This window comes from Variovorax sp. 05T418 (assembly GCF_056396385.1).
This window is the reverse complement of record NZ_JBFTLJ010000001.1, coordinates 498,950-525,585: the sequence shown is the minus strand read 5'-3', so window position 1 is coordinate 525,585 and position 26,636 is coordinate 498,950. Positions and strand designations below refer to the sequence as shown.

20 protein-coding genes are annotated in these 26,636 nt (G+C 67.2%); 15 read left to right on the top strand and 5 right to left on the bottom strand.

The genetic code is table 11. The annotated features are described in order from the left end of the window. Position 1: 1 nt before the first annotated feature. Together AC1DMS_RS02585 and AC1DMS_RS02580 are read right to left on the bottom strand one after the other, a co-directional pair. A complete protein-coding gene (locus tag AC1DMS_RS02585) occupies positions 2-871 on the bottom strand; it encodes an intradiol ring-cleavage dioxygenase (RefSeq protein ID WP_278878825.1) in 870 nt (289 codons plus the stop codon). Positions 872-905: 34 nt separating this feature from the next. Next, positions 906-1,883 (bottom strand): amidohydrolase family protein, encoded by a 978-nt coding sequence (locus AC1DMS_RS02580; protein ID WP_062365361.1) that lies wholly within the window; start codon positions 1,881-1,883, stop codon positions 906-908. Positions 1,884-2,148: 265 nt separating this feature from the next. Between AC1DMS_RS02580 and AC1DMS_RS02575 the strand changes: the two genes are divergently transcribed. After that, the gene (locus AC1DMS_RS02575) at positions 2,149-3,525 is read left to right on the top strand and encodes an MFS transporter (RefSeq protein ID WP_012748727.1); all 1,377 of its coding nucleotides are present in this window, start codon (positions 2,149-2,151) and stop codon (positions 3,523-3,525) included. 35 nt (positions 3,526-3,560) lie between these two features. Here AC1DMS_RS02575 and AC1DMS_RS02570 read toward each other — a convergent pair whose 3' ends face one another. Continuing rightward, positions 3,561-3,836, bottom strand: coding sequence for a hypothetical protein (locus tag AC1DMS_RS02570; RefSeq protein WP_278878822.1), 276 nt, complete (start codon positions 3,834-3,836; stop codon positions 3,561-3,563). A gap of 508 nt (positions 3,837-4,344) precedes the next feature. Between AC1DMS_RS02570 and AC1DMS_RS02565 the strand changes: the two genes are divergently transcribed. Further along, positions 4,345-7,197: a hypothetical protein gene (locus AC1DMS_RS02565; protein WP_478180633.1), complete on the top strand. Its 2,853-nt coding sequence runs from the start codon at positions 4,345-4,347 to the stop codon at positions 7,195-7,197. Between the two features lie 108 nt (positions 7,198-7,305). On the opposite strand, the gene AC1DMS_RS02560 is transcribed toward AC1DMS_RS02565, so the two are convergent. Together AC1DMS_RS02560 and AC1DMS_RS02555 are read right to left on the bottom strand one after the other, a co-directional pair. Next, positions 7,306-7,680, bottom strand: a complete 375-nt coding sequence (locus AC1DMS_RS02560; protein WP_278878587.1) for a hypothetical protein — start codon at positions 7,678-7,680, stop codon at positions 7,306-7,308. Positions 7,681-7,837: 157 nt separating this feature from the next. Beyond that, the gene (locus tag AC1DMS_RS02555) at positions 7,838-8,557 is read right to left on the bottom strand and encodes a FadR/GntR family transcriptional regulator (protein WP_369664598.1); all 720 of its coding nucleotides are present in this window, start codon (positions 8,555-8,557) and stop codon (positions 7,838-7,840) included. A 174-nt stretch (positions 8,558-8,731) separates the two neighbouring features. Here AC1DMS_RS02555 and AC1DMS_RS02550 point away from each other — a divergent pair, with 174 nt between their 5' ends. The 13 genes from AC1DMS_RS02550 (at position 8,732) to AC1DMS_RS02490 (ending at position 26,636) form a co-directional block, all read left to right on the top strand. Then, on the top strand, positions 8,732-9,607 hold the full coding sequence (locus AC1DMS_RS02550; protein WP_369664597.1) for an amidohydrolase family protein: 876 nt from the start codon (positions 8,732-8,734) through the stop codon (positions 9,605-9,607). Positions 9,608-9,613: 6 nt separating this feature from the next. Further along, complete coding sequence (locus tag AC1DMS_RS02545) at positions 9,614-11,143, top strand: sugar ABC transporter ATP-binding protein (RefSeq protein ID WP_369664596.1); 1,530 nt, start codon at positions 9,614-9,616, stop codon at positions 11,141-11,143. A gap of 17 nt (positions 11,144-11,160) precedes the next feature. Next, positions 11,161-12,189, top strand: a complete 1,029-nt coding sequence (locus AC1DMS_RS02540) for an ABC transporter permease (protein ID WP_018904166.1) — start codon at positions 11,161-11,163, stop codon at positions 12,187-12,189. 29 nt (positions 12,190-12,218) lie between these two features. Next, on the top strand, positions 12,219-13,169 hold the full coding sequence (locus tag AC1DMS_RS02535) for an ABC transporter substrate-binding protein (RefSeq protein ID WP_278878593.1): 951 nt from the start codon (positions 12,219-12,221) through the stop codon (positions 13,167-13,169). A gap of 21 nt (positions 13,170-13,190) precedes the next feature. Next, on the top strand, positions 13,191-14,471 hold the full coding sequence (locus tag AC1DMS_RS02530) for an L-fuconate dehydratase (RefSeq protein WP_478180632.1): 1,281 nt from the start codon (positions 13,191-13,193) through the stop codon (positions 14,469-14,471). Between the two features lie 29 nt (positions 14,472-14,500). Then, positions 14,501-15,277 carry an SDR family oxidoreductase gene (locus AC1DMS_RS02525; protein ID WP_369664595.1) on the top strand — a complete coding sequence of 259 codons (777 nt, stop codon included), beginning with the start codon at positions 14,501-14,503 and terminating at the stop codon, positions 15,275-15,277. Between the two features lie 41 nt (positions 15,278-15,318). Beyond that, positions 15,319-15,648: an L-rhamnose mutarotase gene (locus tag AC1DMS_RS02520; RefSeq protein WP_018904170.1), complete on the top strand. Its 330-nt coding sequence runs from the start codon at positions 15,319-15,321 to the stop codon at positions 15,646-15,648. 215 nt (positions 15,649-15,863) lie between these two features. Further along, complete coding sequence (locus tag AC1DMS_RS02515; RefSeq protein ID WP_369664594.1) at positions 15,864-17,159, top strand: hypothetical protein; 1,296 nt, start codon at positions 15,864-15,866, stop codon at positions 17,157-17,159. Positions 17,160-17,451: 292 nt separating this feature from the next. Then, entirely contained in the window at positions 17,452-20,124 is a 2,673-nt protein-coding gene (gene aceE, locus AC1DMS_RS02510; protein ID WP_018904172.1) for a pyruvate dehydrogenase (acetyl-transferring), homodimeric type, read from the top strand. A gap of 8 nt (positions 20,125-20,132) precedes the next feature. Continuing rightward, positions 20,133-21,743, top strand: a complete 1,611-nt coding sequence (gene aceF / locus AC1DMS_RS02505; RefSeq protein WP_018904173.1) for a dihydrolipoyllysine-residue acetyltransferase — start codon at positions 20,133-20,135, stop codon at positions 21,741-21,743. Positions 21,744-21,756: 13 nt separating this feature from the next. After that, positions 21,757-23,529 (top strand): dihydrolipoyl dehydrogenase, encoded by a 1,773-nt coding sequence (gene lpdA, locus AC1DMS_RS02500; protein WP_018904174.1) that lies wholly within the window; start codon positions 21,757-21,759, stop codon positions 23,527-23,529. 9 nt (positions 23,530-23,538) lie between these two features. Then, the gene (locus AC1DMS_RS02495) at positions 23,539-24,333 is read left to right on the top strand and encodes an alpha/beta fold hydrolase (protein WP_018904175.1); all 795 of its coding nucleotides are present in this window, start codon (positions 23,539-23,541) and stop codon (positions 24,331-24,333) included. Positions 24,334-24,350: 17 nt separating this feature from the next. After that, the gene (locus tag AC1DMS_RS02490) at positions 24,351-26,636 is read left to right on the top strand and encodes an NADP-dependent malic enzyme (protein ID WP_018904176.1); all 2,286 of its coding nucleotides are present in this window, start codon (positions 24,351-24,353) and stop codon (positions 26,634-26,636) included.

Below are 26,636 nucleotides of genomic sequence, written 5' to 3'. Positions count from 1 at the left end.
CCTAGTCCCTGGATGCGTTGTTCAGGACGAAGTCGTAGTCGAGCGTGTGGAACGGCACCTTCATGTGCGTTCCGTCGGGCGCGATGCCGGGCTCGTGGCGCTTCCAGTCGGCGATGAGGGAAGAGCGCACGCCGAACACGGCGTCCGAGCCCAGGTAGCTGCCGCCCGAGCGGAACACGTGGGTGATGAGCGGCTCGTAGCCCGGCGCCTTGATCATGAAGTGCAGGTGCGCGGGACGCCACGGGTGGCGGCCGAGCTGCTCCAGCAGCTGGCCCACCGGGCCGTCGTGCGGAATGGCGTAGGGCACGGCCACGATGGACTTGAAGTGGTAGCGCCCGTCCTCGAGGCTCTTCAGGTGGCCGCGTCCCTGCGCATGGTCCAGCCCGGGGCGCTGCACGTCGTACCAGCCTTCATCATCGGACTGCCACACGTCGATGCTCGCATCGCCGATCGGCTCGCCACCGATGCCCCGGATGGTGCCGGCGACGAAGCAGGGCTCGCCGCTCGCGCCGTTGGAGATGTCGTCGCCATTCTCGTACTGCGGCGCATCGGGCACGTAGAAGGGCCCGAACACCGTCGCCTCGGTGCATCCCGTCGGGCGCCGGTTGCACTGCGCGGTGACCAGCGTCGAAAGCCCCAGCACGTCGGACAGCAGGATGAACTCCTGGCGCTTGTCGTCCGTGATCTTTCCGACCCGCGTGAGAAAGTCGATGCCGCAGGCCCACTCGGCCTCGGTGAGCTGCACCTCGCGCGCAAAGTCGTGCAGATGCCGCACCAGGCTGTCCATCACGGCCTTCAGGCGCGGGCTGGGCGTGGCGGCCTGCGCCTTCAGGGCCGCGCTGGTGATGGTCCATTCGTCGATGTCGATCATGGGTGCCTGTGCCTTGTCGATGAGCGCCTTGGGATCAGGCCAGCTTGAACAGCGACATCGCGTTCGTCCGGCCGATCTTCTTGCGGTCGGCCTCGCTGATGCTCGTGTCGTTGAACCAGTTCGAGGCATGGTCGATGTTCTCGAACGGCCAGTCGGTCGAGAACAGGATGCGGTCCGATCCAACCTCCAGCATCGCATCGATCAGCGTCTGGGTGCGGAAGTTGCCGGAGGTCGTGAGATAGAAGTTTTCCTGGAAGTACTCGCAGAGCTTGCGCTTGGCCGGATAGCCCTTGGGCGCCTTGACCCAGGCGTTGCGGTGATCGACGCGCCACATGTTGTAGGGCAGGCCCTCGCCCAGGTGGCCGAGGATGATCTTGAGCCCCGGATGGCGATCGAAGAGGCCGCTTGCCATGAGCCGCAGCGCATGAACCGCGGTCTCCTGCGCAAAGGCCCAGGTGGGGCCGAGCAGCCAGGGGTGGCCTTCGTAGATCTGCGCCCAGCTCGCGATGGGGTTGCGCGGATGCAGGTAGAACGGCGCATCGAGCCGCTCCGCGGCGGCCCAGAAGGGCGCGTACTGCGGCGCATCGTAGTAGGCGACGTTGTCGGGCGTGCCCACCTGCGAGAAGCCATTGACCAGCGCGCCGCGAAAGCCGAGCACGGTCATGCAGCGCTCGAGTTCCTGCGTGGCCTTCTCGGGGTCCTGCATCGGCAAGGCGGCAAAGGCCTGGAAGCGGTCGGGCCTCTTCGCCACCTGCTCCGCGAGAAAGTCGTTGGCGCGCACCGCGAGCTCGTACGCCTTCACCGGATCGGCCACCGCCTGGACCGCGGGCGCGTTGAGCGAGAGGATCATCATCTCCATGCCGTGCTCATCCATCTGGCGCAGGCGCCCGTCATGGATGTCGAGCAGGCGGCTGCTGAGCTCCTTCCAATAGACGCCGGGCACGAAGCCCGCTGAATCCTGCAGCGTCTGTGGAATTGCGAAATGTTCTTCGAGACCGATCTTTCCTTGCATGCCTATCTCCTGTGTGCGGGCGGATGGGCCAATCTATGGGCGGCGGCAGGCACGGTCCAACAAAAATCGGTGATAGCGCGCATTCGAAGATCGCATGCAGGGGCAGGGTGGCCGCAACCCATGGGTAGACCCGCCCCAACATTCACAGGCTGCATAGAGGACATCCGGAAAATGCGTTGGACCCTCGAAACCGGCACGCCCATGATCGCTGCCACTGCCAGCCATGCCTGGCCGCGATCTTTGCCATTCGAAGGAGACAAGAGCCATGCGCCAAATCGATCTTCACAAGCTGGCCGACGATGCCCGCTTCAACCGCTTCCACGGCCTCGTGCTGTTCTGGTGCGCGCTGATCATCGTGTTCGACGGCTACGACCTGTCGGTCGTGGGCATCGCATTGCCCTCGATCATGAAGAAGATGGGCGTCGACGCCACCAACGCGGGCTTCATGGTCAGCTCCGCGCTTTTCGGAATGATGTTCGGCGCCATCTTCATGGGGACCATTGCCGACCGGATCGGCCGCCGCTGGGCGATCGCCATCTGCGTGGGCCTCTTCAGCGTGTTCACGGCCTGCGCCGGGCTGGCGGAGGACGCCATTGCGTTCAGCGCCATGCGCTTTCTTGCCGGGCTCGGCATCGGCGGCGTGATGCCGAACGTCGTCGCGCAGATGACCGAGTACTCGCCGAAGAAGATCCGTGCGACCCTCGTCACGCTGATGTTCAGCGGCTATGCGGTCGGGGGAATGATCGCGGCGATCCTCGGCAAGGGGCTCATCGAAAGCTACGGTTGGCAATCGGTGTTCTTCGCGGCCGGCCTGCCGGTCTTGCTGATTCCCTTCATCCTCAAGTCGGTTCCGGAATCGATGCCCTTCCTGCTGGCCCAGGGCCGTACGGAAGAGCTGAAGAAGATCGCCTCACGGCTCGACCCCAGCTACACGCCGCAGGCGACCGACCGCTTCGCGGTGCCGGCCAAGGACCGGGCCGACAGCGCGCCGATCAAGCACCTCTTCTTCGATGGCCGCGGCTTCAGCACCGTGATGTTCTGGATCGCGTTCTTCATGTGCCTGTTCATGGTCTTCGCGCTGAGCTCATGGCTCACCAAGCTCATGGCAAGCGCGGGCTACAGCCTGGGCTCGGCCCTGACCTTCGTGCTGGTGCTGAACGCGGGTGCGATGGTCGGCGCCATCGCGGGCGGCTGGCTCGCCGACCGGTTCCACATCAAGTACGTGCTCGCCGGGATGTATGCGCTGGCCGCGGTGTCGCTCACGCTGCTGGGCTACAAGATGCCGACACCGGTGCTGTTCATCCTGATCGGGCTGGCCGGCGCATCGACGATCGGCACGCAGATCGTGGCCAACGCCTACACCGGCCAGTACTACCCGATGGCCGTGCGCGCCACCGGCCTGGGTTGGGCATTGGGCGTGGGCCGCAGCGGCGCGATCCTGGCGCCGATCGTCATCGGCATGCTGGTCGGCATGAACCTGCCGCTGCACCAGAACTTCATTGCGATTGCCATTCCGGCGGTCATCGGCATGGTCGCGGTGCTGCTCATCCAGCACGACCGCTCGGCCTCGGTGCTGAAGGCGGAGGCCGCGCCTGCGCTGGGCAAGGTGGCGGCGGGCGTCTCCGGAACCGCCGGGAGCTGACCGGGCAGCGCAGGCCGCCCGCACCTGTCCCGCACCTATCCGTGCGGATCGGCTTCCGCAAGCGGACGCGTCAATGCCGCCGCCGTGTCGAGCAGGACGACGGCGCGGTCCGGGTCATGGCCCATGTAGGGGCTGACCAGCAGCTGGCCGATGAGCCGGTCGAAGCCGTGCCGCACCTTGGCCGGCTCTGGGTGCGCCGCATACATGGCGCGCAGCATCGACACCACCGCACTGAACTGCGTTCCCAGGACCTCCATGGCGCCCAGGCGGCCGCTCGCCTCGAAGACTGCTTGTGGATCGGTGGTGGTCATGCGGGGCTCCCGTCTCGGTGTTGAGGCGCCAGAACGTAAAAAGAGGCCTAATGGATTACATCTCAATCCAAAATCCCCAAAGCTGGTGACATTGCCGCCGAAGAGCGTGAGATTTGTCACGGTGGCCGCGGCCTGCCTGGGCGCCATTGCCATCGCGGTTCGATATCGCGCTCGGTCCCACCGTGCCAATCGCCGCCGTTGGGTGTGGGCTGATGTCCCGAGCTTGCAGCGAGGGTTTGGATCTTGTTGTCCCGCATATCCAAAGGCCAAAGGCCCGGCCGGATTGCAGGCTGTGTTACGCGGTACGCGCTCCCCCGCGTAACGTAGCAACAGCCAAAAGCTTGGGTGCCTGTGACGAACGGCGCTGCTTCCGCCGCACGCATGAATGGAGAAAAAGCCTTTTTAATCAACCGTTTGCAATAAATCGCACGAGGCTTCCCCGGAGTGGAAGGGCAGTGGCACGCATGTTGCCACTTGTGACCATCCAATAAACGAGGAGGCCTCTCACATGACCGCGTCGCAGACATCGATTCCATCCACTTCCGGAGCCGTCAACAACGACGTTGCACCGGTGGTCATCGCCCAAGCCACGGTGACCCCCATCGCTCCGATGGGATCGTCTCCAGTGCCGCCGGTCGCCGCCCCCGGGCCGTCCAGCATCGGATCGCTTTCCAATGCCACACCCGGCACCGCGCTGATTCGCGACGGCGTCCGGATTCCCGTGGACGGCAGCCACGCCCTTCTCACCGGCGACCGCGTGCTGGTCCCCGAAGGTGGCCAGGCCGAGGTGTTGTTTCCGGGCTCGCCTTCCAACAAGGCGCCGCTGGCCGGCGTCTTTACCGGCGGCACCGACGCAACGCTCGGATCGACCAAGCTGCCGGGCGGCCTCGAGCAGGTGAACGTCGACGTCGCCACGGGCGACCTCAAGATCACGCCGCCCGACAACGATGCCGATGCGGCGGCAGTTGCCGTCACCAAGGCGCACACCGGTGCAGCCGGCATCGGCCTGGGCGAGTTCGCCCTCGGCGCGCTCGGAGCAGTCGCGCTCGGCGCGGCCTTGGGCGGCGGTGGCGGCAGCGACGGCGGAACGGTTCCGTTCTTCCTTGGCAGCGGCACCGGCGGCGGTACGGGGGGCGGCCTCGACGATGGTGACAGCGACAGTGATGCTGATGCCGATGCCGATGCCGATGCCGATGCCGATGCCGATGCCGATGCCGATGCCGATGCTGATGCTGATGCTGATGCCGATGCCGATGCCGATGCTGATGCCGATGCCGATGCCGATGCTGATGCTGATGCTGATGCTGATGCTGATGCCGATGCTGATGCTGATGCGGACGCCGATGCGGATGCGGATGCGGACGCCGATGCGGATGCGGATGCGGATGCGGATGCGGATGCGGATGCGGATGCGGACGCCGATGCCGACGCCGACGCCGACGCGGATGCTGACGCGGATGCCGATGCCGATGCCGATGCCGATGCCGATACTGACGCGGATGCTGATGCTGATGCTGATGCTGATGCGGACGCCGACGCCGATGCCGACGCCGACGCCGACGCCGATGCAGATGCAGATGCAGATGCCGATGCCGATGCAGATGCAGATGCAGATGCAGACGCAGACGGCGATCACCTCCTCGATCCGGGCGACGACCTCACCGGCGGCTTGATCGGCTCGACCGACGACAACCTGGGCCTGGGTGGTTCACTCACCCCGGTGCCGGGCGTCATCGACGGCGCGACCGACCTGGTCGATGACATCGTGTCTCCGATCCTGGGCGAGGAGTTCACACGGGACGATCCGAACCAGTTCGATCCGGTGGACGATTTCACCGAGACCGTGGTCGACAGCGTGGACGGCGTGGCAGCGCCCATCATCGATCCCCTGCTGGGCGAAGGCGCTACCGATGCGCTGGTCGGCCAGGTCGACCACGTCACCGATGCGCTTCAGAACGGCCTGGACAACCTCGTGGGCGAAAACGGCATCCTGAGCGGCGCGACCACGGCCCTCGGTCTCGACGGTGTCGTGGAAGACCTCGTGGGCGACGGCGGCGTCGTCGAGAACGTGGTCGAAGGCGTGCTGGGCGAGAACAGCCTGCTGAGCGGCCTGGTCCAGGAAGAAGGCCTGGTAGGGGGCCTGCTCGCCGAAGACGGCCTGGTCGGCAACCTGCTGGGTGAAGACAGCGCCGTCGGCGGCCTGCTGGGCAACGTGCTGAGCGACGAAGGCGTCGTCGGTGGCCTCCTGGGTGAAGACGGCGTGCTGGGCGGCCTGCTCGGCGGACCGCTGGGCCAAGAGGGTCTGCTGGGCGGCCTGCTCGGCGGCGACGGCGCACTCGGCGGCCTGCTGGGCGGAGACGGTACGCTGGCCGGCGTGCTGGGCAGCGAAGGCCTGACCGGCAGCCTGCTCGGCCAGGACGGCGTGGTGGACAACCTGCTCGGCGTGGACGGCGTCGCCGGCGGCCTGATCGGAGACAGCCCGCTCGGTGGCCTGCTGGGCGGCGAGGACGGCCTGCTCGGCGGCCTGACCGACGGCGTGCTGGGCAACGTGCTCGGTGGCGATCTCCTGGGTGGTGAYYTGCTCGGCGGTGATCTGCTGGGTGGCGTGCTGGGTGAGGACGGCCTCGTTGGCAACCTGCTCGGTGGCGATCTCCTGGGTGGTGATCTTCTCGGCGGTGATCTGCTGGGTGGCGTACTCGGTGAGGACGGCCTTGTTGGCAACCTGCTTGGCGGCGATCTCTTGGGTGGTGATCTTCTCGGCGGTGATCTGCTGGGTGGCGTGCTGGGYGARGACGGCCTCGTYGGCAACCTGMTYGGYGGCGATCTCYTGGGTGGCGACTTGCTCGGCGGTGATTTGCTGGACGGCGTGCTGGGTGAAGACGGCCTGGTCGGCAACCTGCTCGGCGGCGACCTCCTGGGCGGTGATCTGCTCGGCGGCGATCTGCTCGATGGCGTCCTCGGCGAAGACGGCCTGGTCGGCAATGTGCTCGGTGGCGACCTCTTGGGTGGTGATCTGCTCGGCGGTGATCTGCTGGATGGCGTGCTGGGTGAAGACGGCTTGGTCGGCAACGTGCTCGGCGGCGACCTCCTGAGTGGCGACGTGCTCGGCGGCGACCTGCTCAACGGCGTGCTGGGCGAAGACGGCCTCGTCGGCAACGTGCTCGGCGGCGATCTCCCGGGCGGTGATCTGCTCGGCGGCGACCTGCTGGACGGTGTGCTGGGTGAAAACGGCCTCGTCGGCAACCTGCTCGGCGGTGACCTCCTGGGTGGGACCACCACGCCGATCACCAGCCAGGTCGATCAAGGGCTTGGCGGCGGCGGAACGCCGGTGGCCGGCATCCTGGACAGCGTGCTGGGCTGATCGATGGTCCGGCCACCGTCCTTCGTCGAGAGGGGCGGTGGTGGATGCTTCTGAAAAGAAGGGACGGGCCTTAGCGGCCCGCCCCCGACAAGCCCGCGCAGTTCCGGCTCAGCGCAATGCTGCGGCCGGATCGGCGCGGCGCACTTCCATCACGCCATGCACAGTGGCCTGCTCGTAGACCGATGGCACGCGCGTGGCCAGGTGCAGCAGGATGCGCGGCGCGTGGCTCTTGACAGACCATCGGAGCAGAATGCCGGCCGCCACCAGCGGCCCGCCTGCCCATGGAAGGCCGGCCAGCGCCAGGGCGATGCCCGGGCCGATGAGGGCAATCGCCAGCGGCATGGCGTAGGTCCTGTGAGACACGAAGGCCGCTGCCAGCGCGGGATTGACGATCACGCGAAAACGCCCCTGCGGCAGGCCTTGGCGGAATTCCTCGAAAGGGACGTATTCGGCGGTGTCCTGCATGTCGCTGTGGTTGTTCATGCGCTGCATTCTGATGCGGTGTTCAGCCGCGTCCCGCCTGCTTGAGCGAGGCCGCCGCCAGCGCGCAGGCCATCCGGCCGGAATGCACCTCGACCGATGAGGACGCCTCCACTGTGCTGCTGGCGCAAGTCGGCCATGATGCGGCGCTGCGGGGCTGTCAGCCCGCCGCAGGCAGCGCCGATTCCTCCGTCCACCGCGCATGCGAGGCGCTCAGGTGATGCAGCATGGCTGCCACCGCGGCCTGCGGGTCCCGCGCTTCGAGCGCGCGGTAGATCGCCTCGTGCTCGGCAAAGGCCGCCTTCCACGCATGCGAATTCTCGGCGCGCTCGCTCATGCGCGAGGAGATCGGGCTGTGCCGGCCATCGAACAGTTCCCCCACCAGCCGCACAAGCACCGAGTTGCCGGTCATCTCGGCGATGGCGATGTGGAAGCGCCGGTCGTTCTCGATCTGCGCGCGGCCGTTCAGGCCGTCCTCGCGCATGCTTTCCAGCGAGGCCTTCACGCGCTCCAGGTGCTGCGGGTTCACGCGGGCGGAGGCCAGCGTGACGACCGAGCCTTCGAGCATCGCGCGCGCCTGGATCATTTCGGACGGGCTCTCGCCCACCGCCGGCGTGGCGCGCTCCGGCGTGTCGGGCGACGCGCAGACATACACGCCCGACCCCATCCGTATCTCGATGCGCCCGTCGATCTCCAGGGCAATCAGCGCTTCGCGCAGCGAAGGCCGCGACACACCCAGCTGCAGGGCCAACTCCCGCTCCGGTGGCAGGCGCGCGCCGACGGGCAGGTTGCCGTCGCGGATGACAGCCCGGATCTGGTCGGCAACCTGCTGGTAGAGCCGGCGGGTGTCGGTGGGTTTGGTGGTGGCGGGGGGAAGCATGAGAAGGGCAGGCCGTCGATCTGGTCATGCCAGTTTGCCACCCTCGATGTAGTGATTGCTACTAATGAGCGGTATTTCGCGGGAAAACCCGCAAAGGGTTTGTTCCGGTGGGGCCATTTTGGGCGCTATGGCAAAGTGGCCTCGCCAAATTGGTAAGGCCAAAAGAGACGGAGCATGAGACAGCGCATCGACTCGCATCAGCATTTCTGGCGGCCCGCGCGCGGCGACTACACATGGCTGCGCGCCGATGTGCCCGCCCTTGCGCCGCTGGTGCGCGACTTCCTTCCCGAGCATCTCGCGCCCCTGCTGCGGGCGCATGGCGTCGAGCGGACCGTGCTGGTGCAGGCCGCCGATTCGCAGGCCGAGACCGGCTTCATGCTCGAGCTGGCCAGTGCGCACGAGGTGGTGGGCGGCGTGGTTGGCTGGGTCGACCTGGGCAGCCCCGACGCCGTGGCCTCGCTCGAGCGCATGGCGCAGCACCCCAAGTTCAAGGGCGTGCGGCCGATGCTGCAAGACCTGCCCGACGACGACTGGATCGCGCGCATGCCGCGTGCCGATGCCATCGAGGCCCTGATCCGCCTGGGCCTGCGCTTCGATGCGCTGGTGAAGCCGCGGCACCTGCCTTCGCTGCTGCGCTTCCTGGAAGACTGGCCGCAATTGCCCGTGGTGATCGACCACGCCGCCAAGCCGCCCGTGGGCGCGCACGGCAGCGAAGCCTTCGCGGCCTGGCGCAAGGACACGGCCGCGCTCGCCGCGCTGCCGCAGGTGTGCTGCAAGTTCTCCGGGCTCTGGGGCGAGGCGCCGCAGGCGGCGCACCACGATGTCGATGTGGCGGTGCACGCCGTGCGCCCGGTGTGGGAGCCGCTGCTCGAGAGCTTCGGCCCCGCGCGCCTCATGTGGGGCAGCGACTGGCCGGTGCTCACCCTGGCCGGCGACTACGCGGGCTGGATCGCCGTCAGCGAAGCCTGCATCGGCCGCCTCTCGGACGCCGAGCAGTCGCACATCTGGCGCGGCACCGCGCAGCGCTTCTATGGCCTCTCGGCGGACTGAACACGCATGGCACCCATCGTCACCATCCGCGACCTCTGCAAGTCCTTTGCCGGCGTGCGCGCGCTCGACAAGGCGCAGTTCGACCTGCTGCCCGGCGAGGTGCATGCGCTGATGGGCGAGAACGGCGCGGGCAAGTCCACCCTCATGAAGGTGCTGGCCGGCGTCTACAGCAAGGATTCCGGCGAAGTGCTGATCGACGGCCAGCCCGTGGACATCGCGAGCCCGCGCGCGGCGCAGGCGCTGGGCATCGGGATCATCCACCAGGAACTCAACCTGATGAACCACCTGAGCGCCGCGCAGAACATCTTCATCGGCCGCGAGCCGCGCGGGCGCTTCGGCCTCTTCATCGACGAAGACACGATGCGCACCCAGGCCGAGCGCATCTTCGCGCGCATGAACCTGCGGCTCGACCCGCACACGCCGGTCGGCGAACTCACGGTCGCCAGGCAGCAGATGGTGGAGATCGCCAAGGCGCTGTCGTTCGATTCGCGCGTGCTCATCATGGACGAGCCCACCGCCGCGCTCAACAACGAGGAGGTGGCCGACCTGTTCCGCATCATCGGCCAGCTCCGGTCGCAGGGCGTGGCCATTGTCTACATCTCGCACAAGATGGACGAACTCAAGCGCATCGCCGACCGCGTGACCGTGATGCGCGACGGCCAGTACATCGCCACCGTGCCGATGGCCGGCACGCCGATGGACTCGCTGATCGCGATGATGGTGGGCCGCCAGCTCACCGAGGTGGAGAACGACTTCCCCGACACCTCGGGCAACGAGGTCGTGCTCGACGCGCGCGGCATCACGCGCGGCGCGCTGGTGCGCAACGCCAGCTTCGTGCTGCGCAAGGGCGAGATCCTGGGCTTTGCGGGGCTCATGGGCGCGGGCCGCACCGAGCTCGCGCGCGCGGTGTTCGGCGCCGACGCCATCGACGCGGGCGAGGTCTTGGTGCACGGCAGGAAGGTGTCGATCAAGTCGCCCGAAGATGCCGTGCGGCACGGCATCGGCTATCTCTCCGAAGACCGCAAGCACTTCGGCCTGGCCACCGGCATGGACGTGGAAACCAACATCGCGCTGCCGAGCATGAAGAAGTTCCTGTCGATGGGCGTCTTCATCGACCAGGCGGCCATTGAGGCCGCGGGCGAGCGCTACGTGAAGCAACTCAGCATCAAGACGCCCTCGGTGCGCCAGCAGGTGCGGCTGCTCTCGGGCGGCAACCAGCAGAAGATCGTGATCGCCAAATGGCTGCTGCGCGACTGCAGCGTGCTCTTCTTCGACGAGCCCACGCGCGGCATCGACGTGGGCGCCAAGGCCGAGATCTACCGCCTGCTCAACCAGCTGGCAGCGGAGGGCAAGGCCATCGTGATCATCTCTTCGGAGCTGCCCGAGATACTGCGCGTGAGCCACCGCGTGCTGGTGATGTGCGAAGGCCGCATCACCGGCGAACTCGCGGGGCGCGAAGCCTCGCAGGAAAAGATCATGCAGCTCGCCACCCGGCGTGAAACCGCTGTTGCTGCCGCTGCTGACGCCACCGCCTGAGGACTGGAGACAACGCCTTGACAACCCCCACCGCCACCACCGCCGCCGCCGCACCGGGCTTCTCGCTGAAGGCGCGGCTCTTTCGTCCCGCCACGCGGCAAAAGCTCCTGGCCTTTGCCAGCCTGATCGCGCTGCTGGTGTTCTTCAGCTTCGCGTCGCCGCAGTTCCTGCAGACCGACAACCTCGTGAGCATCCTGCAGTCGACCGCGGTGAACGGCGTGCTGGCCATTGCCTGCACCTTCGTCATCATCACCGCGGGCATCGATCTTTCGGTGGGCACGCTGATGACCTTCTGCGCGGTCATGGCCGGCGTGGTGCTCACCTACATGGGCATGCCGCTCGCGCTGGGCATCACGGCGGCGATCTTCTTCGGTGCGCTGGCGGGGTTTGTCTCGGGCGTGCTGATCGCCAAGCTCAAGATCCCGCCCTTCATTGCCACGCTGGGCATGATGATGCTGCTCAAGGGCCTGTCGCTCGTGATCTCGGGCACCAAGCCGATCTACTTCAACGACACGCCGGACTTCCCGGCCATCTCGCAGGATTCGCTGATCGGCTACTTCATTCCATCGCTGCCGATTCCCAACGCGGTGCTGATCCTCTTCCTGGTGGCGGTGGCCGCGAGCATCGTGCTCAACAAGACCATCCTCGGGCGCTACACCTTCGCGCTCGGCAGCAACGAGGAGGCCGTGCGCCTGTCGGGCGTGAACACCGATTTCTGGAAGATCGTGGTCTACACGGTGAGCGGCGGCATCTGCGGCATCGCGGGCCTCCTGATCGCCTCGCGCCTGAACTCCGCGCAGCCGGCGCTGGGGCAGGGGTACGAACTCGATGCGATTGCGGCGGTGGTCATCGGCGGCACCTCGCTCAGCGGCGGCACCGGCACCATCGTGGGCACGATCATCGGCGCCTTCATCATGAGCGTGCTGACCAACGGCCTGCGCATTCTCTCGGTCGCGCAGGAATGGCAGACGGTGGTCACGGGCGTGATCATCATCCTGGCCGTGTACGCGGACATCCTGCGCCGCCGCAGCAGCAGCGCGCACTGATCCTTTTCCACAACCCAAGGAGACTTCGCATGATCCAAAGAAGAGCAGCCACCGCCGCGCTGGCCGCGGCCCTCGTCGGCCTGCCGGCCTTCGCCCAGGCGCCGCAGCAGGAGATCTACATTCCGCTCGTGTCCAAGGGCTTCCAGCACCAGTTCTGGCAGGCCGTGAAGTCCGGCGCCGAGCAGGCCGCCAAGGACCTGAAGGTGAAGGTCACCTTCGAAGGCCCCGAGACCGAGGCGATGGTCGACAAGCAGATCGACATGCTCGCCGCCGCGCTCGCCAAGAAGCCGCAGGCCATCGGCTTTGCCGCGCTCGACAGCCAGGCCGCCATTCCGCTGCTGAAGAAGGCGCAGGCCGCGAAGATTCCGGTGGTGGCGTTCGACTCGGGCGTGGACAGCGACATTCCCGTGACCACCACCACCACCGACAACAAGGCCGCCGCCGCGCTGGCTGCCGACAAGATGGCCGAGATGATCGGCAAGTCCGGCGAGGTGGCGCTGGTGGTGCACGACCAGACCAGCCGCACCGGCGTGGACCGGCGCGACGGCTTCGTCAACCGCATCAAGTCGGCCTACCCGAACATCAAGATCGTGAGCGTGCAGTACGGCGGTGGCGACCAGCTGAAGTCGACCGAAATCACCAAGTCGATCCTGCAGGCCTCGCCCAACCTGAAGGGCATCTTCGGCGCCAACGAGGGCTCGGCCATCGGCGTGGTCAACGGCGTGAAGGAGATGAAGCGCAGCGGCAAGGTCGTGATCATCGGCTACGACTCCGGCAAGCAGCAGAAGAACGCGATCATGGACGGCAGCATGGCCGGCGCCATCACGCAGAACCCGGTGGGCATGGGCTACAAGACGGTGGAGATGGCGGTGAAGGCGATCAAGGGCGAGAAGCTGCCCAAGGTGGTCGATACCGGCTTCTTCTGGTACGACAAGACCAACATCGCTGACCCGAAGATCGCATCGGTCCTGTACGACTGATTTTTTGCAGAAAGCCCGTTCATGACCATCGTCCGATCCATGCGCGTGCTGGACGTGCGCTTTCCCACTTCGCAGCAGCTCGACGGCTCCGACGCGATGAACCCCGACCCGGACTATTCGGCGGCCTACGTCGTGCTGGAGACTGACCAGCCGGGGCTCGAAGGCCACGGCCTGACCTTCACCATCGGCCGCGGCAACGAGATCTGCTGCGCGGCCATCGAGGCGATGCGCCACTTGGTGGTCGGGCTCGACCTGCAGTGGGTGGCCGAGGACATGGGCCGCTTCTGGCGCCACATCACCTCGGACAACCAGCTGCGCTGGATCGGACCCGACAAGGGCGCCATCCACCTCGCGACCGGCGCGGTGGTCAATGCGATGTGGGACCTGTGGGCCAAGTCCGAAGGCAAGCCGGTGTGGCAGCTGGTGGCGGACATGAGCCCCGAGGCGCTGGTGCGCTGCATCGACTTTCGCTACATCACCGACTGCATCACGCCAGAGGAAGCGCTTGTGTTGCTGCGCGATGCGGCCGCCGGCAAGGCCGAGCGCATCGCCACGCTGAAGGCCGATGGCTACCCCTGCTACACCACCTCGGCTGGCTGGCTCGGCTACCCCGACGAGAAGCTGCGGCGGCTCGCGCAGGAGGCGGTGGATGCGGGCTTCAACCACCTCAAGCTCAAGGTGGGGCGCGACCTTGCGGACGACATCCGCCGGTTGACGGTGGCGCGCGAAGTGCTCGGTCCCGACCGCCACCTGATGATCGACGCCAACCAGGTCTGGGAGGTCGGCCAGGCCATCGAATGGGTGCGGCAGCTGGCCTTTGCCAAGCCCTGGTTCATCGAGGAACCGACGAGCCCCGACGACGTCGAGGGCCATCGCAAGATCCGCGAGGGCATTGCGCCGGCGGTGAAGGTGGCCACGGGCGAGATGTGCCAGAACCGCATCATGTTCAAGCAGTTCATCATGCGCGGCGCGATCGACGTGGTGCAGATCGATGCATGCCGCCTCGGCGGCGTGAACGAGATCCTCGCGGTGATGCTGATGGCCGCGAAGTACCAGCTGCCCGTGTGTCCGCACGCCGGCGGCGTGGGGCTGTGCGAGTACGTGCAGCACCTGTCGATGATCGATTACCTGTGCATCTCGGGAACGCGCGAAGGGCGCGTGATCGAATATGTGGATCACTTGCATGAACACTTCGCCGAGCCCTGCGTGATCCGCGGCGCGGCCTACATGCCGCCCACGGCCGTGGGCTTCTCGATCACGATGAAGCCCGACTCGCTCGAGCGCTACCGCTTCCGCGGATAGTTGGATCAACAGAAAGGCATCGGGCGCTCATGGACCTGAATCTGAAGGACAAGGTGGTGCTGGTCACCGGCGGCGGCAGCGGCATTGGCGCGGCCATTTCGCTCACGCTCGCGCGCGAAGGCGCGGTGCCCGTGATCTGCGGGAAGAACCCGCTGGACGCGCCGTTCGAGCAGGAGCTGCACGCGCTGCAGCCGCGGGCGCGGTTCCTTCAGTTCGACCTGATGGAAGAGGCCGCCTGCGGCCAAGCCGTCGAGAGCAGCGCCGCGGAGTTCGGGCGCATCGACGGGCTGGTCAACAACGCGGGCGTGAACGACAGCGTGGGACTCGAAGCGGGGCGCGAGGCATTCATCGCATCGCTGGAGCGGAACCTCGTCCACTACTATGTGATGGCGCATTTCTGCCTGCCGCACCTGAAGGCCAGCCGCGGCGCGATCGTCAACATCTCCTCGAAGACCGCCCTCACGGGGCAGGGCAATACCAGCGGCTACACCGCGGCCAAGGGCGCGCAGCTGTCGCTGACGCGCGAGTGGGCGGCCTCCTTGCTGGAGGAGGGCGTGCGCGTCAACGCGGTGATACCGGCCGAGGTGATGACGCCGCTCTACCAGCGCTGGATCTCGGCCTTCGACGAGCCCGACCGCAAGCTCGCGGCCATCACCGACAAGATCCCGCTCGGCCGCCGCATGACCACGCCGCAGGAGATTGCGAACACCGTGGTGTTCCTGCTCTCCGAACAGGCCTCGCACACGACGGGGCAGTGGGTGTTCGTGGACGGCGGCTACACGCACCTGGACCGGGCGCTGACCTGATCCTTCGCGCTTCCCTTCACCCGCCACCAGACCCGACGACCATGCGCCACTGCCTTGCCCTCGACCTGAAAGACGACCCCGCACTGATCGCCGAGTACGAGGCCTATCACCGCGACATCTGGCCCGAGGTGCGCGCACATCTGCATGCGCACGGCGTGACGGGCATGGAGATCTACCGGCTCGGAACGCGGATGGTGATGCTGATGGAAACCGACGACGCGCGCTACGACGCCGAGGCGATGGCGGCCGCGACGCGCAGCGATCCGAAGATCCGCGCGTGGGAAGAATTGATGTGGAAGTTCCAGGCGCCGACGCCCTGGACGCCCGAAGGGGAGAAGTGGTTGGAGATGGATCGGATCTTCAAGCTGTAGCTGCCTGCAGTTTCGACATTCCCTTTTTGTCGGCTGCAGCGTGAACGCCGGCCAGGGCTGTCGCAGGTCGGTCCCGGAAGCGACGCTCCGTGTCACTCTTTCGGTCCGATCTGCATGTTCCTTCCTCCCTGCATGCGCGGGTACGGATCGTGCACCTTGTGCCGCGGCATTCGATTCGCTTTTCAATCTCGATCAACCTTTCTCTTTCATTTCCCATGTTTTCTCGACGATGCGTTTTCGCGCTGATGCTTTCGGTGCTCCTGTTCGGCTGTGGCGGTGGCGGCGGAGGCGGCGGTAGCCAGGGTGGCGGCGGCTTCGCCGGCCTGGCGGGCCTGGCCGGCAGCAATGGCAGCCAGGGCCCTACCGGCGGCCAAGGCGGCGGCGGCACCGGTGCTGCAGGTGGCACGGGCGATGCAGGCGGAGCCGGCGGCACAGGCAGCGGCGCTTCGCCCACCGTCCCGGCGACTGCCGCATTGGCGGCCAAGCTCGGCAAGCCCGCGCGCGTGCTGCTCGGACTCGGCGCGGGCAACACCCTCGCGCAGATGAAGAGCCAGGACATCCACCCGGACATCATGGACGCCTACCTCGTGGGCGTGGGCGCAGGCGCCTGGCCCACCTGGAACAGCCCCGACGGGGCCTACGTCACCGTCACCGCGCAGGCCGCCCAAGCCTACGGCGCCGTCCCGATGTTCACGCTCTACCAGATGGCAACGAGCGGCGAGGGCAACATGAGCACCATCAACGACACGGCCTTCATGAACGGCTACTGGTCGCAGGTGCGGCTGATGTACCAGCGCATCGCAGCTCTGGGGACGCCCGTCCTGGTCAACCTGGAGCCGGACTTCTGGGGCTTCGTTGCGGCGCAAGCGCCGGGCCGTGACGCAACGCGGCTGTCGGCCCTGGTGAACAGCCAGCCCGAATGCAGCGGATTGCCCAACACCGCCGCGGGCTTGGGCCAATGCCTGGTGCAGATGGGCAGGCAGATTGCGCCCAAGGCACTGCTCGGGTTCCCGCCCGCATTCTGGAGCGGCACCGCTGCCGAGATCGGCGCGCAAATGCGCGCGGTGGGGGCGCATCAGGCGGACTTCATCGTCGCCCAGACCACCGACCGCGACGCGGGTTGCCGGGAAGTTGCGTCGCCGCCCGCGGAATGCACAGGGCGAAGCGGCCCGTTCTACTGGGACGAAAGCAACGTCGCCAGCCCCAACTTCCACGAGTCGCAGCGCCAGATCTCGGACTACCGCGCAGCGCTGGGCAACGGGCTGCCGATCCTGTGGTGGCAAACGCCGATGGGCGTGCCCTCCGCCACGCCGGGCGGCACCGACCTGCACTACCGCGACAACCATGTCGACTACATGCTGCGCAACGCCCAGGAGTACGGCGACACCTCCGCCTTCGCGATCGTCTTCAGTGCCGGAGGCAGCGTCCAGACCTCGATCAGCACCGATGGCGGCCAGTTCGCGCGCCTGTCGGCGCTGTACCTCGCACGCGGCGGTGCCGCCTTGAAGTAGCAGCGGTCGGCAACGGCGGAGGCATGGCACTCCTGCCCTTGCCGCGCCCGGCATGAGAGCCGGCATGACGTCAGGGTTCACCCCAATCACCGGTCCGGCGATTCGGACGGCCCCATCGCCGCGCATCCGGATCGTCGGCGGGGCGTCCATTTCATTCCTGCCTCGTTCCCCATGAAATCAACGACTTAGCGTGCCCTGCGCGCCACGCATCGCGTGGCACATCGATTGCTCTGTACCAAGGCTGGCCGCATCGCCCGATGCAGGTCCCGGCCATGACACAGGAGACAAACCGATGAGCACCATGGGTGACCTTGACCCCACGGAAACCGGCGAATGGGTCGACGCGCTCGGCGCGGTCCAGCAGCACCGCGGCAGCGAGCGCGCGAACTTTCTGCTGAACCGCCTCGTCGACGAGGGCCGCCGCGAAGGCGTGTACGTGCCGCGCTCGCTGAACACGGCCTACAGGAACACCATCCCGCCCGAGAAGGAAGAAAAGTCTCCCGGCAACCGCGAGATCGAGCACCGCCTGCGCTCGATCATCCGCTGGAACGCGATGGCGATCATCCTGCGCGCCAACAAGGATTCGTCCGAACTCGGCGGCCACATCGCGAGCTTCCAGTCGGCGGCCACGCTCTACGACATCGGCTTCGGCCACTTCTGGCATGCCGCCACCGACACCCACGGCGGCGACCTGCTGTTCATCCAGGGCCACAGCTCGCCCGGCATCTACGCGCGTGCCTTTCTCGAAGGCCGCTTGAGCGAGCAGCAGCTGCTCAATTACCGGCAGGAATCCGAAGGCAACGGCATCCCGTCGTACCCGCACCCCTGGCTCATGCCCGACTTCTGGCAGTTTCCCACCGTGTCGATGGGCCTGGGCCCATTGATGGCGATCTACCAGGCACGCTTCCTCAAGTACCTGCATGGCCGGGGTCTCGCCGACACGGCGCCGCGCAAGGTCTGGGCCTTCATGGGCGACGGCGAGATGGACGAGCCCGAGTCGCTCGGCGCCATCTCGCTCGCAGGCCGCGAGAGCCTGGACAACCTCGTGTTCGTCATCAACTGCAACCTGCAGCGCCTCGATGGCCCGGTGCGCGGCAACGGCAAGATCGTGCAGGAACTCGAGAGCGTGTTCCGCGGGGCCGGATGGAACGTCATCAAGGTGCTCTGGGGCAGCGGCTGGGACGCGCTGCTTGCCAAGGACAAGAGCGGCAAGCTCTTGCAGCGCATGGAAGAGTGCGTGGACGGCGAGTACCAGGACTTCAAGAGCAAGAGCGGCGCCTACGTGCGCGAGCACTTCTTCGGCAAGTACGACGAGACCCGCGCGCTGGTCGCAGAGATGAGCGACGACGAGATCTGGGGCCTCACGCGCGGCGGCCACGACCCCGAGAAGGTGTTCGCCGCCTACGCCGCGGCCGTCAGGCACAAGGGCCAGCCCACGCTGATCCTGCCCAAGACGGTGAAGGGCTACGGCATGGGCGAATCGGGCGAGGGCCAGATGATCGCGCACCAGGCCAAGAAGATGACGCAGGACGCGCTGCGCGGCTTCCGCGACCGCTTCCAGATCCCGGTTTCCGACGAAGAGCTGCCCAACGTGCCCTTCATCCGGCTGGCCGAGGACAGCCCCGAGATGAAGTACCTGCACGAGCGCCGCGCCGCGCTCGGCGGCTACCTGCCCCAGCGCCGCCGCAAGTCGACCGCGCTCGAGATTCCGCCGCTTTCCACCTTCGAGCGCCTGCTCAAGGACACCGGCGAGCGCGAGATATCGACCACCATGGCCTTCGTGCAGATGCTCGGCACCTTGGTGCGCGACAAGCAGATCGGCAAGCACGTGGTGCCCATCGTGCCCGACGAATCGCGCACCTTCGGCATGGAAGGCATGTTCCGCCAGCTCGGCATCTGGTCGTCGCTCGGCCAGCTCTACAAGCCGCAGGACGCCGACCAGCTCATGTACTACCGCGAGTCGAAGGACGGCCAGGTGCTGCAGGAAGGCATCAACGAGGGCGGCGCGATGTCCAGCTGGATCGTCGCGGCCACCTCGTACAGCACGAACAACGTGCCGATGATTCCGTTCTACATCTACTACTCGATGTTCGGCCTGCAGCGCGTGGGCGACCTGGCCTGGCTGGCCGGCGACATGCGTGCGCGCGGTTTCCTGCTGGGCGGCACTGCCGGGCGCACCACGCTCAACGGCGAGGGCCTGCAGCACGAGGACGGCCACAGCCACATCCTGGCCGGCACCATTCCCAACTGCGTCTCGTACGACCCGACCTTCGCCTACGAGGTGGTGGCCATCGTGCGCGACGGCATGCGCCGCATGTACGCCGAGCAGGAGGACGTGTATTACTACATCACCCTCATGAACGAGAACTACCCGCACCCCGGCATGCCCGAGGGCAGCGAGGCAGGCATTCTCAAAGGCCTCTACCAGCTCAGCGATGGCGGCAAGACCCCCAAGAAGGGCCACCGCGTGCAGCTCATGGGCAGCGGCACCATCCTGCGCGAGGTGATGTTCGCGGCCGAGCTGCTGAAGAACGACTTCGGCATTGCCGCCGACGTGTGGAGCGCCACCAGCTACAACGAGCTGCGCCGCGACGGCATGGCCGCCGAGCGCTGGAGCCGGTTGCACCCGACCGAGCCGGCGCGCAAGAGCCATGTCGAGCAATGCCTCGAAGGACACGAAGGCCCGGTCATCGCGGCCACCGACTACATGCGCAACTACGCCGACCAGGTGCGCGAGTACGTGCAGGCCGCGGGCCGGCGCTACACCGTGCTCGGCACCGATGGCTTCGGCCGCAGCGACTACCGCAAGAAGCTGCGCCGCTTCTTCGAGGTCGACCGTTGGCACGTGGCCGTGGCCGCGCTCAAGGCGCTGGCCGACGACGGGGTGATCAAGCACGCCGTGGTGGCCGAGGCCATCGAGAAGTACGGGCTCGACGCCGAGCGCGCCGCCCCCTGGACCGTCTGAGGCACGACATGAGCAATGCAATCGACATCAAGGTGCCCGACATCGGCGACTTCAGCGACGTGCCCGTCATCGAGATCTTCGTGAAGCCGGGCGACACGGTGAAGGCCGAGGACCCGCTGGTCTCGCTCGAATCCGACAAGGCCACGATGGATGTGCCCGCGCCGCGCGGCGGCGTGGTGGAGTCCATCACCGTGAAGCTCGGCGACAAGGTCAGCGAAGGCAGCGTCGTCATGACGTTCAAGGCAGAGAGCGGTGCCGCTGCGGCCGCACCGGCACCGGCCGAAGCCGCCAAGCCCAGCGTCAGCGCCGCGCCGTCGGCCACCAGCGCGCCGGCCGGCGTGGCCGAGGTGCGTGTGCCCGACATCGGCGACTTCAAGGACGTGCCCGTCATCGAGATCTTCGTGAAGGTCGGCGACACGGTGAAGGCCGAGGATCCGATCATCTCGCTCGAATCGGACAAGGCGACGATGGATGTGCCGGCGCCGCTCTCGGGCGTGGTGACGGCCATCGGCATCAAGATCGGGGACAAGGTCAGCGAGGGGTCGGTGATTCTTTCGCTGGCGACGGGCGATGCGCCTGTGGCGGCGGCCGCTCCCTCACCCCAGTCCTCTCCCGCGAGCGGGAGAGGGAGCGAAGCGGCGGCGGCGTTGCCGCCTGTCGGCAATGCGGAGGTCGAAGCCGGCTTCGCGCTCGCCTATGCGGGCCCTGCGGTGCGCAAGCTCGCACGCGAACTCGGCGTCGACCTGGGCAAGATCAACGGCACCGGCGACCATGGCCGCATCGTGCGCGCCGACGTCGAGGCCTTCGCGAAGGGTGGCGGTGCATCTGCCGCGCCCGCTGCCGGCAAGGCTGCAGCAGCCCCCGCAGGCGGTGGCGTCGGTGGCATCGACCTGCTGCCCTGGCCCAAGGTCGACTTCGCCAAGTTCGGCCCGACCGAGCGCAAGGAGCTCTCGCGCATCAAGAAGATCAGCGCCGCGAACCTGCACCGCAACTGGGTCGTCATTCCGCATGTGACGACGCACGACGAGGCCGACATCACCGAGCTCGAACCCTTCCGCGTGCAGATGAACAAGGAGCTGGAAAAGTCGGGCGTGAAGATCAGCATGCTGCCCTTCATGATGAAGGCGGCCGTCGCCGCGCTGAAGAAGTTCCCGGAGTTCAACGCGAGCCTCGACGGCGACGCCTTGGTGCTCAAGAACTACTGGCACATCGGCTTCGCCGCCGATACGCCCAACGGGCTCATGGTTCCGGTGATCCGCGACGTCGACAAAAAGACTGTGCCCGAGATCGCGAAGGAGATGGGCGAGCTCGCCAAGCTTGCGCGCGACGGCAAGCTCAAGCCCGACCAGATGTCGGGCGGCACCTTCACCATCAGCTCGCTCGGCGGCATTGGCGGCATCTACTTCACGCCGATCATCAACGCGCCCGAGGTCGCCATCATGGGCGTGTGCAAGAGCTACTGGAAGCAGCACTCTTCGGACGGCAAGACCTACAGCTCGCGCCTCACGCTGCCGCTGTCCCTGTCGTGGGACCACCGCGTGATCGACGGCGCCGCCGCCGCACGCTTCAACGTCTATTTCGCCAACGTGCTCGCCGACCTGCGGCGCGTGCTGTTCTGAAGGAAGCTCCCAAATGGCACACACGGTGGAAGTCAAGGTCCCGGACATCGGCGAATTCAAGGATGTCGCGGTCATCGAACTGCTGGTCAAGCCGGGCGAAGTCATCGCGGTCGATACCGGGTTGATCATGGTGGAGTCGGACAAGGCTTCGATGGAGATTCCTTCGAGCCATGCGGGGACCGTGAAGGAACTGAAGGTGGGGCTGGGGGACAAGGTGAGTGAAGGCTCCGTCATCCTGGTCATCGAGACCGCCGCGGCGGGAGCGGGGGCACCCTCACCCCAGCCCTCTCCCGCAAGCGGGAGAGGGAGCGAAGCCGCGCCCGCATCTGCACCAGTGCCGACACCTGCGGCAGGCAGCTACACCGGCCAGGCCGACATCGAATGCGAGGTCCTCGTGCTCGGCGCCGGCCCCGGCGGCTACTCGGCCGCATTCCGCAGCGCCGACCTCGGCATGAAGACCGTGCTGGTCGAGCGCTACGCCACACTCGGCGGCGTGTGCCTCAACGTGGGCTGCATTCCCTCGAAGGCGCTGCTGCACACAGCCGGCGTGATGGATGAAGTGAAACTGCTCGCCAAACACGGCATCAAGTACGCCGCGCCCGAAGTCGACATCGACGCGCTGCGCGGCTTCAAGGATGGCGTCATCAAGAAGCTCACCGGCGGCCTGGCCGGCATGGCGAAGGCGCGCAAGGTCGAGGTGGTCACCGGTGTCGGCAGCTTCCTTGATGCGCATCACGTCGAGGTGGTGGGCGAGGGCGGCGGCAAGCGCGTGCTGAAGTTCGCCAAGGCCATCATCGCCGCGGGCTCGCAGGCCGTGAAGCTGCCCTTCATGCCAGAGGACGAGCGCGTGGTCGATTCGACCGGCGCGCTGCTGCTCAAGGGCATTCCCAAGCGCATGCTGGTGATCGGCGGCGGCATCATCGGCCTGGAGATGGCCACGGTGTACTCGACACTGGGCACGCGCATCGACGTGGTCGAGATGCTCGACGGCCTCATGCAGGGCGCCGACCGCGACCTCGTCAAGGTGTGGGAGAAGTTCAACGCGCCGCGCTTCGACAACGTAATGCTCAAGACCAAGACCGTCGGCGCCAAGGCGACCAAGGCCGGCATCGAGGTCAGCTTCGAAGGCGAGAAGGCACCTGCCACACCGCAGCTCTACGACCTCGTTCTGGTCGCCGTGGGCCGCAGTCCCAACGGCAAGAAGATCGCCGCCGACAAGGCCGGCGTGGCCGTCACCGAGCGCGGCTTCATCGAGGTCGACCGGCAGATGCGCACCAACGTGCCGCACATCTTCGCCATCGGCGACATCGTGGGCCAGCCCATGCTCGCCCACAAGGCCGTGCACGAGGCGCATGTGGCGGCGGAAGCGGCGCACGGCGAGGCTTCGTTCTTCGATGCGCGGCAGATTCCTTCGGTGGCCTACACCGACCCCGAGGTGGCCTGGGCCGGCAAGACCGAGGAGCAGTGCAAGGCCGAAGGCCTGAAGTTCGGCAAGGCGGTGTTCCCCTGGGCCGCATCGGGCCGCGCCATCGCCAACGGGCGCGACGAAGGCTTCACCAAGCTGCTGTTCGACGAGGCCACGCACCGCATCGTCGGCGGCGGCATCGTCGGCACGCATGCGGGCGACCTGATCAGCGAGCTGTGCCTGGCCATCGAGATGGGCTGCGAGCCCGCCGACATCGGCAAGACCATCCACCCGCATCCGACGCTCGGCGAATCCATCGGCATGGCCGCCGAGCTGTTCGAAGGGGTGTGCACCGACCTGCCCCCGGTGAAGAAGAAGTAGGCCGCCACGATGCCGCTCGCACTGGCTTTCGAAGCGCTGGGATCGGGGCCTCCGGTGGTGATCCTGCACGGCCTGTTCGGCGCGGGGCGCAACTGGATGCGGGTTGCAGAGACGCTGGCCGCAGACCACCGCGTCTATCTGCCCGATGCCCGCAACCACGGCGCCTCGCCGTGGGCCGAGTCCATGTCGTACGTGGAGATGGCGGGCGACGTGCTCGCGCTGGTCGAGCAAGAGCAATTGCAGCGGCCCTTCGTGATCGGGCACAGCATGGGCGGCAAGACGGCAATGGCCCTCGCGCTCTCGCATCCGCAGGCCATCGGCGGCATCGCCGTGATCGACATCGCGCCGGAGAGCTACACCGACCAGTTCTCGTCGTACGTGTCGGCCATGCGGAGCCTCGATGTGGCGGGTGCCGCCAGCCGCCGCGAAATCCACCAGGCACTGGCCGACAGCCTCAACGCGGAGGCCCCGGTCGACTTCCTGATGCAGAACCTGCGCCGGCAGAACGACCGCTTCGACTGGCGGCTGAACCTGCTGGCCACGGGCCTGTGCATGCGCGAGCTCTGCGGCTTTCCCGAGACGCTGCACGAAGCGCGTTATGCCGGGCCCGCGCTCTTCGTCCACGGGGCGGAGTCCGACTACGTGCGGCCCGCGTCGTTCGCGGGCATCCGCGCGCTTTTTCCGCGTGCGGGAACCGAGAGCATTGCCGATGCGGGCCACTGGATACACGCCGACCAGCCCGCGGCGCTGCTGTGCGGGCTGCGCAATTGGCTGGCCGGCGGCGGCACGGCCGTCCCTCAATGACATTCCACGGAGACACCATGTCCGACGACAAACTGCGCGAAGCCGCCCTCGACTACCACCGCTATCCCACGCCAGGGAAGATCTCGGTGAACCCGACCAAGCCGATGGCCACGCAGCGCGACCTTGCGCTCGCATACTCGCCCGGCGTGGCCGAGGCCTGCATGGAGATTGCCCGCGACCCGGCCGAGGCCATGAACCTCACCTCGCGCGCCAACCTCGTGGCCGTCATCACCAACGGCACCGCGGTGCTGGGGCTGGGCAACATCGGGGCGCTGGCCGGCAAGCCGGTGATGGAAGGCAAGGCCTGCCTCTTCAAGAAATTCGCCGGCATCGACGTGTTCGACATCGAGCTCGACGAGAACGACCCCGACGCGCTCATCGACACCATCGCGCGCATGGAGCCCACCTTCGGCGGTATCAACCTGGAGGACATCAAGGCGCCCGAGTGCTTCTACATCGAGAAGAAGCTGCGCGAGCGCATGAAGATCCCGGTCTTCCACGACGACCAGCACGGCACCGCCATCGTCGCGGCCGCCGCCATCCTCAATGCGCTGCGGCACGTGAAGAAGGACATCCGCGAAGTGAAGCTGGTGGCCTCGGGCGCCGGTGCGGCGGCACTGGCCTGCCTCGACCTGATCGTGAGCCTGGGCCTGCCGATGAAGAACATCTACGTGTCCGACAGCGCGGGCGTGGTGTACACCGCCCGCAAGGAACAGATGGACCCGAACAAGGCCCGCTATGCGCAGGAGACTTCGGCGCGCAAGCTCGCCGACGTGATCGACGGCGCCGACATCTTCCTCGGCCTCTCGGCCGGCGGCGTGCTCAAGCCCGAGATGGTCAAGGAGATGGCGCGCGACCCGATCATCCTCGCCATGGCCAACCCGGCGCCGGAGATCCTGCCGGAAGACGCGCTGGCCGTGCGGCCCGATGCGATCCTGGGCACCGGCCGGTCGGACTATCCGAACCAGGTCAACAACGTGCTGTGTTTTCCGTTCATCTTCCGCGGCGCGCTCGACGTGGGTGCGACGGCCATCAACGAAGAGATGAAGCTGGCCGCGGTGCGGGCCATCGCCGAACTCGCGCATGCCGAGATTCCCGAAGTGGTGGCGCAGGCCTACGGCGCGCTCGGCCTGCGCTTCGGCCGCGACTACCTGATCCCCAAGCCCTTCGACCCGCGGCTGATCGAGGCGGTCGCGCCCGCGGTGGCCCAGGCCGCGGTCGACAGCGGCGTGGCAACGCGGCCCATCGCCGACATGAAGGCCTACCGCCAGCGCCTGTCGCAGTTCGTCTACCAGTCGGGCAGCAGCATGCAGCCGCTGTTCGCTGCCGCCAAGCAGTCGCCCAAGCGCGTGGTCTACGCCGAGGGCGAAGACGAGCGCGTGCTGCGCGCCGCGCAGGTGGTGGTCGACGAAGGCCTGGCACGCCCGCTGCTGCTGGGCCGCCCCGAGGTGATCGCCGATCGCATCGCGCAGTACGGCCTGCGCCTCACGCTGGGCGCCGACTGCGAGGCCGTCGATCCGCTCGATGCGGCCGTGCATGGCGATGCGGCCGAGGCCTACTACCAGCTCAAGCGCCGCGAGGGCGTCTCGCGCCTGGTGGCGCAGACCGAGATGCGCAGCCGCGGCACGCTGCTGGCGGCCATGCTGGTGCGCCAGGGCCGGGCCGACGCCATGCTGTGCGGCACGCTCGGCAGCTACGGCGACCACCTGCGCCATGTGCGCGACGCGATCGGCCTGCGCGCGGGCGCCAGCACCATGGCCGCGATGCAGATGCTGATGCTGCCGGGGCGCCAGCTCTTCATCTGCGACACGCACGTGAACCGCGACCCCGATGCAGCGCAGATCGCCGAGATCGCGCTGCTCGCGGCCGAGGAGGTGCGCCGCTTCGGCGTGACGCCGAGCGTGGCGCTGCTGTCGCACTCGAACTTCGGCGGCTCGGACGCGGCCTCGGCCGTGAAGATGCGCGAGGCGCTCGCGCTCATCAAGGCGGCCGATCCGCAGCTCGCGGTGGAAGGCGAGATGCGCGGCGACGCGGCGCTGTCCAAGACCATCCTCGACCACGAGTTTCCGGATTCGGCGCTGGAGACCGAGGCCAACGTGCTCGTCATGCCCAACGTCGACGCGGCCAACATTTCGTACAACCTGCTGCGCATGGCGGCCGGCAGCGGCATCACGGTGGGCGGCATCCTGCTGGGCGCGGCGCGCTCGGTGCACATCCTCACGCCGTCGTCCACCGTGCGCCGCATCGTCAACATGACTGCGCTGGCGGTGGTCGATGCCAACTCGCACCGCAATGCGGCCTGA